Raw genomic sequence first — 12,606 nt, 5'->3', positions numbered from 1 at the left:
GGCGGATGGGGCATCCGCGGACCGCCCGCCCCCGGCCTGCGCGGACCACCTGCGCCGGCTCCTCCACCGCCCGGACCTGCGGCGAAGCCGCCGAAACCGAAACGGAAGCCACCGCCTCCGCTGCTCTTACCACCATCACCCGGACGCCCCGAGCCGCCCTGGTCACCACCCGGCGGTCCACCGGGTGAAGCCGACCCGCTCGCACGCGGCTCCATGCCGCGTTCGCCGTCGAAACCCTGCTGACTCACGCCCACCGCCATCCTGATCAGTCAAATGTGCACAAAACGGGCACGCAACCCCGACCTTACGGGGCCCACGTGCTCAACGTACCTATACGACAGCGAGTTTCCCATCAGACTGTGATCATCCGGCACGATGAAGGGGTGAGCCCCTCTCTACAGCACATGCACCCACCCCTCGTCCAATGCGCCATCGAGACCGAGCGCTATGTCGCCGGAGCCGGATGGGACCAACCCGTCCGCCTCTTCGCCCTCGTCGACACCGCCAAACTCGTCGCGGCCGAGCCCGCCCTCGCCCACCAGCTCAAGAACCTGGACGACCAAGCCCTGTCCGCCATCGAACAAGAGGACCTCCCCCCGGCCGACCCGCTGGAGGACTTCCTCGCCATGCTCGCCTGGCCCGCCGACGTCGACGGAGTCGCCATGGCCGTCGAACGCCTCGTCGTCCCGCCTGACGCCGAGGCGGACCTTCCGGAGGACCCCGACGAGGCCGCCCAGATCCTCGCCGAACACCCCGACCGGGTCGACGTACGACTCCTGGTCGCCGTCACCCGCGACGGCGAATCGACCTGCCTCCTCCGGCAACGTCCCCACGACAGCGACGACAAGGTCGCCATCGGCCAGGACATCGCCCCCGAACTCGTCGCAGCCCTCGCCGCGACCCTGCAGGTCTGAACCTCAACAACCGGGGAGAGCATCGCCGCGGCCTGCGGCGATCTCTTCCACGGCATGCTTGGCCGCCTCGAAGGTCGCCACCTTCACCACCCGCAGCCCGTCCGGAATATTTCCCTGCACCGCAGAACAGTTCGCCTCCGGGGACAGGAACCACTCCGCATCCTTGGTCTCGCGCGCACCCCGCATCTTGTGCTGGATGCCGCCGATCGCGCCGACCGCCCCGTTCCCCGCGATCGTGCCGGTCCCGGCGATCCTCCGCCCCCCGGTGAGCTCACCCGGGGTCAACCGGTCGTACAGACCCAAACTGAACATCAACCCGGCCGAGGAACCACCTACGTCACCCGCATGGATCGACACCTCCACCGGGAAGTCGAAAGCGGAGGACAAAACCACCCCGATCAACCGACGCCCGTCCTTCGCCGTCGAGGACACCGACACCGGCACTTCCTTACCCGCTCTGAGGACCACCAAGGAAAGCGTCTCGTCGTCCTTCAACTCCTGGATCCGAGCCCGTAGAGGCGCCCCTCCAGGCAGTGCTTTCCCCTCCATAGAGACAATCTGGTCTCCCTTGACCAGAGTCTTCGCCGACGGCCCGTCCTCCAGGACAGCCGCAACCGTGACCTTCTCCGGCACCTGCAGGCCGGCCGCCCGCATCGCCACCACCTTCGCCTCGGCCTGGGCATCAGCCATCTGAGCCTGCGTCTGTTGACGGATCTGCTGTCGCGTCACATTCCGGGGGTAGACCTCCGCCACCGGGCGGATCTCCGTTCCCGGCTGCAGCCGTGCCACCAGGTACTCCCACAAGGTGATCTCGCGATCACGCCCCCCGTAGAGAGCCACCGTGGTGAACGAGAGCTCACCCGAGGCCCCGTAGGTCTGCCTACCCTTGACCTCGATCACCGGCTTACCGTTGATCTCCCCCAGGGTGTCGTACACCGGCCCCGGCCGGAACAGGATGTACGGCGGATGGATCAAGTTCCCCCCGGCCACCACCACCGTCGCCGTCAACGCCGCAGCCAGGAAGGTCCACGTCCGGGAGGACAGACCCGCGACCCGCCGCTCCTCGACCCCGCGAACCGTCCCGTCAGGGATCTCGTGCGGAGCCCCCGACGGGCACGGAACCGGCGGATCCTCCGCCGCCCCGGACCGACGCCACCACCTCATGGAATGCCCACCCACTCGTCGTCACCGTCGGTGAACACCTGATGCTTCCAGATCGGCACCTCCGCCTTCAACCGATCGACCAACAGATGACAGGCCTCGAAAGCCTGCCCGCGATGCTCCGCGGCCACCGCCGCCACCACCGCGACATCACCGATCCGCAGATCACCGGTGGCATGCTGCACCGAGATCGCGACCAGACCAGGGCCCGAGGCCACCTCGGCCGCGAGATCGGCCAAGCGCGCCGACGCCGACGGATGCGCCGAATACTCCAGACGCTCCACCGACCGACCATGATCATGGTCACGGACCCAGCCGACAAAAGTCGCCACACACCCGGCCCGAGGATCGGCGACCTCAGCGACGAGCTCGGCCAACGACGGTTCCGGGCCCACGGATGCACGCACCACACGGGCGGACGAGGACGAACTGCTCACGGATGAAGTATTCCTTCCGGGCGGACGCCCCACGGGAACGTCACGAGGCCGAACGTGGTTATCTGGAGACAACCATCTTCTCAGGTGCGTCAGGAGACATCGTGTCCGATACCCCCCGCCGCCCGGGCGGCGACGACCAGCCGGACTTCGCTCAACTGTTCCAACAGTTCCTCGGCGACCCCAACAACCCCGCCATGTCCGAGGCGATGCGCTCCATGGGGATGGACCAGTCCAATCCCGCCATGATGGGCGCCCTCGCCGCACAACTACGGTCCTTCTTCGAAGCCGCTCCCACCGACGGGATCAACACCCAGCTGTGCAGCGACACAGCCCGCCAGACCGCCACCGCCGACGGCGACCCCGCCGTCGGCGACATCGAACGACGAGAGGTGGTCGAAGCCGTCCGGATCGCCGAACTCTGGCTCTCCCAGGCCACCACCCTCGACTCCCCCGGAGCACCCGCCCAGGCCTGGAGCCGCAGCGAATGGGTCTCCCGAACACTCGACCTGTGGATCAAGATCGTCTCCCCCGTCGCCCAAGGGGTCAACGCTGCCGTCGTCACCGCCACCCGGGGCCAACTCGAACAGTTCTCCGGGGAGAACCCCCCGGCCATCCCCGGCATGCCCCCCGGACTCGACCTGAACGCCATGATCGCCCAGTTCGAACCGATGCTGACCCGGATGAGCAGCTCGATGTTCGGCGTCCAGACCGGCCAGGCCATCGGAACCCTCGCCACCGACGTCGTCTCCGCCACCGAAGTGGGCCTGCCCCTGCTGAGCACGCCGACGGTGGCGCTCATCCCCGCCAACGTGACCGCCCTCGCCGAAGGACTGGAGGTCGACATCGCCCAGGTGCGCCTCTACCTGGCCCTGCGCGAAAGCGCCCGCACCCGCCTGTTCAGCGGCGTCCCCTGGCTGGGGTCGCAACTCCTGGCCGCGGTGGAGGCCTACGCCAGGGACATCACCATCGACACCGAGGGCATCGAACGCAAACTCGCCGAGATCGACCCCCGCGACCCCCAGGCCATGCAACAGGCGCTCTCCAAGACGCTCTTCTCCCCCGAGCCCAGCGACGCCCAGAAAGCAGCCCTGACCCGCCTGGAAACCCTGCTTGCCCTCACCGAGGGCTGGGTCGACGTCGTCACCGGGAAAGCCTGCGAAGGACGGCTGCCCCAAGCCGCGGCCCTCTCCGAATCCATCCGTCGACGTCGGGCCACCGGCGGACCGGCCGAGGCGATCTTCGGTGAACTCGTCGGACTGCACCTGCGACCGCGCCGACTCCGCGACGCCGCGAACCTCTTCTCCGCCCTGGAGAACGCCGGCGGACAAAGCGTCCGCGACAGCGTCTGGGCCCATCCCGACGTGGCACCGACCGCCGCCGACCTCGACGACATCCTCGGCTTCGTGGAACGGACCTGCGGCGACGGACACAGCGAAGGCGACGACGGCCTGGGCGGCCTCGGCGGAGAGATCGACGCCGCGCTCGCCCAGATCCTCGGCACCGCCGACACCGAGAAGTCACCCGACCCGGAAGGGAAAACCCCCCCGGGGAGCCACCCGAACCGGGAAGGAAACCCCCGGAAGGACGACCCGCCGTCCCCGGGCGAGAGCCGCGACGGCGGAAACACCCCGCCACTCGCCTGACCCGCCCCCGCTCCGATGGACGCGCTCCCCGCGCACGACGACGCCCTACGGGTGCTCCGTTCCTGGTCGGCCCCCGACGCCGACCAGGAACGGCTCCGTCGTCGTTTCCTCGACCATCTCCACCGGAACCCCGAGGCGACGGCCAAGGACGGGCCGCCGGTCCACCTCACCGTCGGATGCCTCGTGCTCGACCCCACCGGACGACGGGTCCTGCTCACCCACCATCGCAAGGCCGACGCCTGGTTCCAGTTCGGTGGGCACATCGACAGCGACGACCCCGACCTGCGCACCGCAGCCCGACGGGAACTACTCGAAGAATCCGGGATCCCCGATCTCGTCGTATCCGACTGGCCCTGCCATCTCGACGCGCACACCCTCCCCGCCGCCTTCGGACGGTGCCGCGAACATCTCGACGTCCGCTATGCCGCCGTGGCTCCCGCCGAAGCCCGGCCGCTCACCAGCAGCGAATCGCACGACGTGCGCTGGTTCGACGTCGACCGTCTCCCACCCGCGGCCGCCGCCGACCTGGCCGGGCTCATCCGGGCCGGGCGGCAGGAGCTGCCCTACCTGGATCGATGACCCATGAGCTCTCCCACCGGCGACGACACCACAGCACGGAAGAAAAAGAGCACCACGCCGCAGAAGAAGAAACGGAAAAACATCCCCGCCCACTGGCTGCCCCGTCAACACGGTGCCTGGGCGATGCTCGCCGTACCGGCCCTCGTCGGTGGTCTACGCAACGGTTGGGGCCTGACCCAGACCCTGCTGCTCCTCCTGCTCCTCAGCGGATACTTCCTGTTCAACGCGGCCGGGCTGGCCCTGCGCAGCCGAAGATGGCACCGGCAGCGCCCCGCGCTGTTGACCTATGCCGCGGTCAGCGCCCCCTTCGCCGTCGCCCTGCTCATCCTCGACCCGTCCCTGCTGCGCTGGCTGCCGGTCTACCTTCCACTGGCGTTGACCAGTCTGTTCTTCTCCTGGAAGAGACAGGACCGTGCCCTGGCCAATGACGCCGTCACCATCCTCGCCGCCTGCCTGTTCGCGGCGGTGATGGCGTCCGCGCATCCGCATCCCGGCGATCCGATCCAGATCACCGCCGGAGTCGTCGCCGTTCTCTTCGCCTACTTCTTCGGCACCGCCCTGTACGTGAAAACCCTGATCCGCGAGCGCACCAACCCGGTCTTCCACCGGGTCTCCATCGGCTACCACCTGTTGTGTCCGCTGCTGTTCTGGACGGTCTCCCAGGCCGTGGCCGTCCCGGATTCGGTCGTCCTGCGCTGGCTCACCACGGTCTTCTTCATCGGATTGGCCGTACGCGCCTGGGCTATGGCCGGTCGGCGGGTGCGTCCGATGTCCGTGGGGCTCGGAGAGATCGGAGCCTCCACGGTTCTTCTGGCCCTGCTGCTCTGCTGGTGAGGAGGAACCGGCGGGCCAGGGATCGCGGTGCCGGTCAGAGTCACTCCATCCAGGTGTTCCCGGCGAGTTTCAGCGGACGGATATCCAGTGCGGGGGTGATCCCGCTGGCCGGTTGGAGGCCCCATTTCTCCATCGCGGCCCTGACCGATTCGGCGGCGTCGATGTTCATCGGTCCCGAGGTCCACATCGCATAGGGCAGGTTGATGAAGCGTCCTTCCTTGACGGCCTTGAGCTGTGCGCTGGCCGGGTTCGACTTGAGAGCTTCGACCTTCGCGGCGAAATCCTGGGCGGGATAGTCCACGAAGGCGATGAAGTCGGGGTCGGCGGTGGTGATGCGTTCCCAGCTGACCCGGGTCCAGGTGTTCTTCACGTCGGACAGGGCGTAGTCGGCCCCGGCGGTGTCGAAGACGGCCTGAGGTGCCCCAAAGCTCCCGCTGGAGAGGATCTGGTCGCTGGAGCTGTCGAAGAGGAAGGCCATGGGTTTCTTCGCGGCCGTCGGGGCTTTCTCCAAGGCTTCCCGACGACGGGCGATGTCCTCGACGACGCCTCGAGCGGTGTCGTCGTGCCCGGTGATCTTGCCGATGTTGAGCAGGTCCTGGCGCAGGGCCTCCCAGGGTGGGATGGTTCCTCGGGTCTTCTTGTCGCCCTGGAGACAGGTCTCACTGAGAAGGTACGAAGCGATGCCCCTTTCCTTCAGGGTGTCCGGGGTGAGGTTCTTCGCCTCGCTGAAACCGTAGTTCCACCCGGCGAAGGCCACCTGGGGTCTGGCCGCCACGATGTTCTCCATCGTCGGCCCTTTGGGGGAGACCTGTTTCAGGCTGTCGACCTGGTCACCGTATTTCAGTCGCAGCAGGTCCTGGTGGTTCTTCAGGCCACTGACCGCGACGAGTTCGGGGTGGGCGCCGACGGCGAGAGCGATGGAGATGATGCTCCCGTCGTAGGCGAAGAGTCGTTTCACCGGGGCGTCGTAGGTGATGTCGCGGCCGCAGTTGTTCACCGTCACCTTGGCCTGGTCGTTGTTCGCGGCGGAGGTGCTCTTCTGCGGCCCGCAGGCGGTGCAGACGGTCAGCGCGCCCACGGCGAGGAGCGAGGTGGCCAGTCGGGTGAGGGGTCTCATGATTCCTTCCCAGATGCGTCGAGCGATGTCGAGGCGGTCGAACGGGTCAGCACGTCGTCGATGAGCAGACGGAGGCCTTGGGTGTGCGGGTCGTAGAGGGTGTGTGCGCGGACGCCGAAGGCTTCGGCGACCACCTCGGGGGTCAGGGCGTCCTGGGGATTCCCCGCGGCGACGACTCGCCCTGCGGCCAGGACGACCACGGCGTCGAAATGTCGCAGGACGATGTCGATGTCGTGCACGGCGGCGACGACTGCCCCCGGCAGATCGGCCAGAAGGTGCCACAGTCTCAGCTGCCAGGCGATGTCCAGGTGGTTGGTGGGTTCGTCGAGGACGAGGATCCCGGCCTTCTGTACCAGTCCGCGGGCGAGGACCAGTCGGCGTCGTTCTCCACCGGAGAGCCGGTCGCAGGGGTCGTCGATGCGGTGCGACATGCCCACGGCTTCGAGTGCCTCGGTGACGAGCCTGCGTTCACCGGCGCCGCCCCCTTGCCAGGGGCGTCGGTGCGGGGTCCGTCCCAGGGAGACGGCTTCTCCGACGCACAGGTCGGCCGCGGGGACGTCCTCCTGTCCCACGAAGGCGATCTGCCGGGCTCGCGCAGCGGAGGACATGGCCCGCAGGTCGACCCCGTCGAGGCGGACCTCGCCGCTGGTGGGTGGGCGCAGCCCCGCGAGGATCTTGAGCAGGGTCGACTTGCCTGCGCCATTGGTGCCGACGACGGCCGTCCGGCCTTGGCGGGGGATGTGCAGGTCGACGCCGTCGAGGAGCTGGGCCTGTCCGACCCGGAAGCCGACCTGGTGCAGGTGGATCCCGGTGGTCGGGTCCGTCCGCGAGGGCGCGGTCGTGCCCGGGGCCTCAGCCGGGCGGGAGGGGGCTGCCGCGACCTGGGCGTCCGTGTTCACGACTGTTCTCCGAACCGGTATCCGCGTCGGCCCATCAACAGCAGGAAGAGCGGTGCCCCGATGGCTCCGGTGACCACGCCGAGGGGGACTTCCTGGGGTGGGGCGACCATCCGGGCCAGGACGTCCACCCAGAGCAGGAAGAAGGCACCGGCGAGCGCGGCGACCGGGACCAGGCGCCGGTGGGTCGCGCCGACGAGGATCCGGGCCAGGTGGGGCAGGATCAGACCGACGAAACCGATGCCGCCGCTGACGGACACCAGGACCCCGACCAGGATGCTCAGGACGAGGAAGACCGCGGTACGCAGCCCGCCCACCAGGACGCCCAAGGCACAGGCGGTCTCCTCACCGGCGGCCAGGGCGTCCAACCAACCGTGGACGGCGACCGCGGCGGCCAGGACGAGCAGGACGACCACGGTCGGCGGTGCGAGGATCGCCCATTTGGCGCCGCCGAGGCTGCCCAGCAGCCAGAAGAGCACCGAAGTGGTGGCGCGGCTGTCGTCGCTGAGGAAGACGAGGAAGGAGGCGATCGCGGAGAACGCCGAGGAGAGCACCACTCCGGAGAGCACCAGTCGTAGGGGGGTGAGTCCGCCTTGGCCGAGGGCGACGAGGTAGACTGAGATCGATGCGCCGAGCGCGCCCAGGAGCGCTCCGACCGTCAAGGCGTTGCTCCCCCAAGAGGACAGGACGCCCAGGGTGATCACCATGGTGGCACCGACGGACGCCCCCGAGGAGATTCCCAGCAGGTAGGGGTCGGCGAGGGGGTTGCGGACGAGGGTCTGCATCCCGCATCCGGCGACGGCCAGTCCTGCGCCGACGACGAGGGCGAGGAGCGCCCGGGGCATCCGCAGCTCCCAGACGATGGTGTCGGCCACCGTGTCTGTGGAGCTCTGCCCGTGCAGGTGGGCGAGGACGACCTCCCAGACCCGGTCGACGCCGATGTGTTCTGAGCCGAAAGCCAGCGAGAGGACGACGCTGCCCGCGGTGAGCAGGGTCAGTACCAGCAGTGTCGGGAGCAGCGGGATACGTCCTCGCCGCCCGGTTCGACGCACCGTGGTGGTGCGGCTCGCCGCGGTGGATGCACCTACGCTCCGGTCTTCCGTCGGTCTTGCCGGCGGGGGCGTGGGTGGGTGCGCGGTGGCGCGCAGGTCGGTCATGGTTCTTCCGTCCGATCAGGTGTGCAGCCGGTGGGCCAGGTCAGGCCTGGGATCGTCGTGGTGGGCGGGTCCTGTTGGCGGTGCCGCCATTCCTCGTCCGACAGGCGGGGGCAGCTGCCGCAGTGGCCGTGTCCTCGCCCGGTGTGGATGAGACAGCAGGTGTGTCTGCGCTGTCGGAGCGGTCCTTCGGGGTTGTCGACGCCGACGGTGACGAGGGGGCGTCCGGTGTGTCGGGTGATCTCGTCCAGGCTTTCCTGTGCTCGGGCGGCGACGGACGGGCGGGCGCTGGCCTCGACCGAACGGTGGATGAGCGCGAAGACGGCGGCGCACGAGGCGGCGAGGCTGCCCCAGCCGAGCCGTCGGGGGAGGCCGTTGCCGTGTTCGCAGGCGTGGATCAACGGTGCGCAGTGGTCGATGAGGCTTCGGGTCACCTGGGTGATCTCGGAGGCGCCGAGGGTGGCCCGGGCGGGTGTGCAGACGGCGGTGGTGGCGTACCGGGTGTCGGTGCGGGCCCACCAGGCCTTGTGGTCGAGGTCGAGCAGGAGCCCGGAGTGTGCCCAGGCGATGAGTACGGCTCCGGTGAGTCGGCCGGTGTAATGCTGGAGGGCGCAGGCGGCTCCGGCTCGGGTGCGGGTGCTGTCGATGCCGCGGGCGTAGGCGGGGGCTGCTGCGGACCACCAGTCCGGTTCGGTGAGGGCCGTGGTCTGGGTCCAGTGTTCGTCCGGCCCGGTGAGGTCGGTGTCCTCCGCCCAGAGCAGCGGTGAGTCGGCCAGGACCTGGAGGGTGGCTTCGGGGAGCGTGCCGGTTCTCTCCGGTACGGCGGAAGGACGGTGCTCGCCGGCGACCGACATGAATCACATCCGTGGATCCGGGGCCCTGTGCGCGAGGACCACATGTCGTGGAACGAATCAGCAGGTCTTCGGGCTGGGGTTCACCTGACGTACGGCACCTTCCCGGGTCGTCCCCAGTGGTTCGTCGCCGTCGTCATCACCCTCACCGCTGCGCGCCAGCTCCGGATTCGCACCGGATTCCCTGGCACCCGAGGTGGGTGCGACTGATTCTTCGCGAATCTATCACGGGGCCGGTCAGGCCGGTTCTCCTACCGTGGCAGGTCGTTTCCTGTCGGCGGCACGGGTTGGTCGTGTGCCGCCGCACGCCCTGCGGTGTATCCGTCGAGATAACCGCGGGCCCGCTCCACGAAGGGAACCTGGCTGAGCAGGGCCCAGAAGGCCGGGCCGTGGTCGGCTTCGATGAGGTGGGCGAGTTCGTGCAGGAGGACGTAGTCGACGACGTAGTCGGGCATGCCCACCAGGGTTCGGCTCAGCCGGATGCTGCCTCGGGAGGGTGTCGCCGACCCCCACCGACTGTGTTGGTTGTCCACCCATCGCACCGAGGTCGGCACGGCGCGCCCGCCCAGGTAGCGGGTCGACAGGGCGTGTGCTCTGGCTTGCAGGGCCTCGTCTCCGCTGCCGGGTCCGCGTCGGTGTCGGGCGGACAATCGGTGGCGCATCGTCGCAACCCATTCGGTTTCCTGCCGGTCGGTGAAGGAATCCGGGATCAGGACGATCAGTCGGCCGGCTTCCACCCGGGCGGAGACGGTCCGCCTGCGACGTGCGGATCGGCGCACATCGACGGGCATCTGTTCCCAGGGATCGGTCATCCCCCGAGCATAGGGAACAGGTCGGAGCGCGCCTCCGCGCTTCCGGGCAGTTCCCAGTCCGACACGGCGACAGCCTTGCTCCCGGGAGCTGTGGACAACTCCCGGTCGGCTTCCCGGGCAGGTCGCAGACTGTGTGCACGTGATGGCACCCGGTACGGAAGGACGCTCGAGATGACAGCGACAGCGGAGCGGCTCGTGCAGTTCCTCCCCGCGCAGGAGAGGGATCTGTCGGATCTTCGGGGAGGTACCGACGCAGGCAGGGCGGCACCGCGGATCCTGTTCGACGGGGAGGGTGAGATCGCCGTCCAGCTGGCGGGGCTCCTGCGACGCGAGATCGCCGGGGACGTCCTGATCGGTCGCGGTGCGGCGGACGCCCTCGACCTGGAGTTGCGCAGCGGCGAGCTGGCGGGGGCGCCGAGTCTGGTGGTCATGGTCGCCCCGGTGGCGGCGTCGTCGATGCGTGCCGGGTTGTGGCGTAACGCGGGTGTTCCGCATCTACCGGTCGTCTACGACACCGGTCGGGTCATGGTGGGGCCGGTCGTCGTTCCCGGCGCGCCGTGTCTGCGTTGTCTGGATCTGCATCGGTGCGACAAGGACCCGTCGTGGCCGCTGTTCCTGGCCAGACTCGACCGTGGGCTTCCTCCGCCCGCGGTGGAACCGACCGCGTGCGCTCTCGGAGCCGGGCTGGCTGCCTTGATGATTCGTAACCTTTGGCAGGAGGAGCGGCATCTACCCGGGGTCAGTTTGGAGGTCGCTCTGCCGGAACCAACCGTGATCCAACGTCGTTGGTCGTTTCATGCACGATGTGACTGTGTGCAGGACTGACCGACAATAGTGTTGTGAGCGAGCTCCCCAGACGGGCGATGGCCCGCACCGCCAAACTCGCCGGGCTGCCGCTCAGCCTGGCCGGTCGCGCAGCTGTGGGTGGGGTGAAGAGACTCGGCGGGAAACCGGCCGAGGAGATCGCCTTGGAACTTCAGCAACGCACTGCCGAACACATCTTCCAGGTGTTGGGAGAGCTCAAGGGCGGGGCGATGAAGGTCGGTCAGGCCTTGTCCGTGTTGGAGCCGGCGCTGCCCGACGAGCTCGTCGCGCCCTATCGGGCTGCTTTCACGCGCTTGCAGGAGGGCGCCCCGCCGATGCCGCCGCAGTCCGTGCACCGGATCCTGGTGCGGGAGCTCGGGGCGGACTGGCGTGATCTGTTCGCCGAGTTCGAGGAGCGCCCCCGGGCGGCTGCTTCTATCGGTCAGGTGCATCATGCGCGCTTGGCCGCGGGTGACGAGGTCGCGGTGAAGGTGCAGTATCCGGGGGCCGGGGCTGCGCTGCTGGGCGACTTCCGCCGTCTGGGGCGTGTGACGAAGGTGACCACGGGTTGGATCCCCGGGATGGACCTGGGACCGTTGTTGGCGGAGTTCGAACATCGGCTGGCCGAGGAACTCGACTATTCCTTGGAAGCCGAGCGGCAGCGGGTTTTCGCGGAGGTCTTCGACCAGGACGAGTCGGTGTTCGCACCGAGGGTGCATCTTCAGCAGGGCACGGTTCTCGTCAGCGACTGGGTGGAGGGGCGCCCGTTGGCCGATGTCATCACCGGGGGGACCTCGCGGGAACGGGATCACGCTGCTGACCGCTATCTCGAGTTCCTTTTCTCCGGACCGCAGTTGGCACGTCTGCTTCATGCGGATCCTCACCCGGGTAATTTCCGTGTCCTCCCGGACGGCCGTCTGGGAGTGTTGGACTTCGGAGCAGTGGGGGTGCTCCCCGAGGGGATGCCTCCGGCGATGGGGCGGGCCTTGCGTTCGGCCTTGGAAGGCGATTCGGGTGGGGTCCTGCGGGTACTGGCCGAGGAGGGTTTCGTCCAGCCCGGGGCCGAGGTGGACGCGGACCAGTTGCTGAACTATCTGGCGCCGTTCACCGAGCCGATCGCGGTGGAGCGGTTCACCTTCACCAGGGAGTGGATGTCAGGCCAGGCGGAGCGGCTACGGGATCCCCGGCAGGACGATTTCGGTTTGGGTCTCCGGTTGAACCTGCCACCTGAGTATCTGTTGATCCACCGGGTGTGGGCGGGCGGTCTGGGGGTGCTCTGCCAGCTGGGTGGGACGGTAGCGGCGGCGGAGATCGCTTACAGCTGGCTCCCGGAGTTGGACCCGGAGTGGTCTTCCCGGGTCGCACGGGACGACGGCGGGGAGCCCGTGGAGGGGTGATCCTGGT

The 12,606-nt window shown here is 68.6% G+C and carries 14 protein-coding genes and 1 riboswitch; of the genes, 7 read left to right on the top strand and 7 right to left on the bottom strand.

Features of this window, described 5'->3' with window-relative positions:
- Positions 1–5 precede the first annotated feature (5 nt).
- Together AUCHE_RS17525 and AUCHE_RS09370 are read left to right on the top strand one after the other, a co-directional pair.
- Positions 6–188 (top strand): hypothetical protein, encoded by a 183-nt coding sequence (locus AUCHE_RS17525; RefSeq protein ID WP_245706792.1) that lies wholly within the window; start codon positions 6–8, stop codon positions 186–188.
- 195 nt (positions 189–383) lie between these two features.
- Positions 384–914 carry a PPA1309 family protein gene (locus AUCHE_RS09370; RefSeq protein WP_006503061.1) on the top strand — a complete coding sequence of 177 codons (531 nt, stop codon included), beginning with the start codon at positions 384–386 and terminating at the stop codon, positions 912–914.
- Positions 915–917: 3 nt separating this feature from the next.
- On the opposite strand, the gene AUCHE_RS09365 is transcribed toward AUCHE_RS09370, so the two are convergent.
- Positions 918–2,078: a YlbL family protein gene (locus AUCHE_RS09365; RefSeq protein WP_006503060.1), complete on the bottom strand. Its 1,161-nt coding sequence runs from the start codon at positions 2,076–2,078 to the stop codon at positions 918–920.
- Positions 2,075–2,512, bottom strand: coding sequence for a molybdenum cofactor biosynthesis protein MoaE (locus AUCHE_RS09360; protein ID WP_040321867.1), 438 nt, complete (start codon positions 2,510–2,512; stop codon positions 2,075–2,077). The genes AUCHE_RS09365 and AUCHE_RS09360 overlap by 4 nt, the downstream gene beginning before the upstream one ends.
- Positions 2,513–2,613: 101 nt before the next feature.
- Between AUCHE_RS09360 and AUCHE_RS09355 the strand changes: the two genes are divergently transcribed.
- From AUCHE_RS09355 to AUCHE_RS09345, 3 genes are read left to right on the top strand one after another with little or no spacing between them, the layout of a single operon-like run.
- On the top strand, positions 2,614–4,155 hold the full coding sequence (locus AUCHE_RS09355) for a zinc-dependent metalloprotease (protein WP_245706791.1): 1,542 nt from the start codon (positions 2,614–2,616) through the stop codon (positions 4,153–4,155).
- A 15-nt stretch (positions 4,156–4,170) separates the two neighbouring features.
- The gene (locus AUCHE_RS09350) at positions 4,171–4,734 is read left to right on the top strand and encodes an NUDIX hydrolase (RefSeq protein WP_006503057.1); all 564 of its coding nucleotides are present in this window, start codon (positions 4,171–4,173) and stop codon (positions 4,732–4,734) included.
- 3 nt (positions 4,735–4,737) lie between these two features.
- Positions 4,738–5,568: a YwiC-like family protein gene (locus AUCHE_RS09345; protein WP_006503056.1), complete on the top strand. Its 831-nt coding sequence runs from the start codon at positions 4,738–4,740 to the stop codon at positions 5,566–5,568.
- 40 nt (positions 5,569–5,608) lie between these two features.
- Here the strand turns inward: AUCHE_RS09345 and AUCHE_RS09340 are convergent, their stop codons facing one another.
- The 5 genes from AUCHE_RS09340 to AUCHE_RS09315 form a co-directional block, all read right to left on the bottom strand.
- On the bottom strand, positions 5,609–6,685 hold the full coding sequence (locus AUCHE_RS09340) for an ABC transporter substrate-binding protein (protein ID WP_006503055.1): 1,077 nt from the start codon (positions 6,683–6,685) through the stop codon (positions 5,609–5,611).
- Positions 6,682–7,584, bottom strand: a complete 903-nt coding sequence (locus AUCHE_RS09335) for an ABC transporter ATP-binding protein (RefSeq protein WP_006503054.1) — start codon at positions 7,582–7,584, stop codon at positions 6,682–6,684. Before AUCHE_RS09335 ends, AUCHE_RS09340 begins: the two co-directional genes overlap by 4 nt.
- Positions 7,581–8,738 (bottom strand): FecCD family ABC transporter permease, encoded by a 1,158-nt coding sequence (locus AUCHE_RS09330; protein ID WP_006503053.1) that lies wholly within the window; start codon positions 8,736–8,738, stop codon positions 7,581–7,583. Before AUCHE_RS09330 ends, AUCHE_RS09335 begins: the two co-directional genes overlap by 4 nt.
- A complete protein-coding gene (locus AUCHE_RS09325) occupies positions 8,735–9,589 on the bottom strand; it encodes a (2Fe-2S)-binding protein (RefSeq protein WP_006503052.1) in 855 nt (284 codons plus the stop codon). Before AUCHE_RS09325 ends, AUCHE_RS09330 begins: the two co-directional genes overlap by 4 nt.
- A 42-nt stretch (positions 9,590–9,631) precedes the next feature.
- A riboswitch (cobalamin riboswitch) is annotated at positions 9,632–9,812 on the bottom strand.
- 25 nt (positions 9,813–9,837) lie between these two features.
- The gene (locus AUCHE_RS09315) at positions 9,838–10,398 is read right to left on the bottom strand and encodes a M48 metallopeptidase family protein (RefSeq protein WP_006503050.1); all 561 of its coding nucleotides are present in this window, start codon (positions 10,396–10,398) and stop codon (positions 9,838–9,840) included.
- 171 nt (positions 10,399–10,569) lie between these two features.
- Here AUCHE_RS09315 and AUCHE_RS09310 point away from each other — a divergent pair, with 171 nt between their 5' ends.
- Both AUCHE_RS09310 and AUCHE_RS09305 read left to right on the top strand, forming a co-directional pair.
- Entirely contained in the window at positions 10,570–11,223 is a 654-nt protein-coding gene (locus tag AUCHE_RS09310; RefSeq protein WP_006503049.1) for a hypothetical protein, read from the top strand.
- A 14-nt stretch (positions 11,224–11,237) separates the two neighbouring features.
- Positions 11,238–12,599: an ABC1 kinase family protein gene (locus AUCHE_RS09305; protein ID WP_006503048.1), complete on the top strand. Its 1,362-nt coding sequence runs from the start codon at positions 11,238–11,240 to the stop codon at positions 12,597–12,599.
- The last annotated feature ends 7 nt before the right edge of the window (positions 12,600–12,606 follow it).

Origin of the sequence: Austwickia chelonae NBRC 105200, from assembly GCF_000298175.1 — a bacterium.
GTDB classification, from domain to species: domain Bacteria; phylum Actinomycetota; class Actinomycetes; order Actinomycetales; family Dermatophilaceae; genus Austwickia; species Austwickia chelonae.
The sequence above is the reverse complement of the archived record's forward strand: the minus strand, read 5'-3'. Positions and strand labels throughout refer to the sequence as shown.

Bases quoted from the DNA above. Each gene is read 5' to 3' on its own strand.
- AUCHE_RS17525 (WP_245706792.1), top strand. From the start codon at position 6: ATGGGGCATCCGCGGACCGCCCGCCCCCGGCCTGCGCGGACCACCTGC.
- AUCHE_RS09365 (WP_006503060.1), bottom strand. From the start codon at position 2,078: ATGAGGTGGTGGCGTCGGTCCGGGGCGGCGGAGGATCCGCCGGTTCCG.
- AUCHE_RS09350 (WP_006503057.1), top strand. From the start codon at position 4,171: ATGGACGCGCTCCCCGCGCACGACGACGCCCTACGGGTGCTCCGTTCC.
- AUCHE_RS09345 (WP_006503056.1), top strand. From the start codon at position 4,738: ATGAGCTCTCCCACCGGCGACGACACCACAGCACGGAAGAAAAAGAGC.
- AUCHE_RS09340 (WP_006503055.1), bottom strand. From the start codon at position 6,685: ATGAGACCCCTCACCCGACTGGCCACCTCGCTCCTCGCCGTGGGCGCG.
- AUCHE_RS09330 (WP_006503053.1), bottom strand. From the start codon at position 8,738: ATGACCGACCTGCGCGCCACCGCGCACCCACCCACGCCCCCGCCGGCA.
- AUCHE_RS09325 (WP_006503052.1), bottom strand. From the start codon at position 9,589: ATGTCGGTCGCCGGCGAGCACCGTCCTTCCGCCGTACCGGAGAGAACC.
- AUCHE_RS09315 (WP_006503050.1), bottom strand. From the start codon at position 10,398: ATGACCGATCCCTGGGAACAGATGCCCGTCGATGTGCGCCGATCCGCA.
- AUCHE_RS09310 (WP_006503049.1), top strand. From the start codon at position 10,570: ATGACAGCGACAGCGGAGCGGCTCGTGCAGTTCCTCCCCGCGCAGGAG.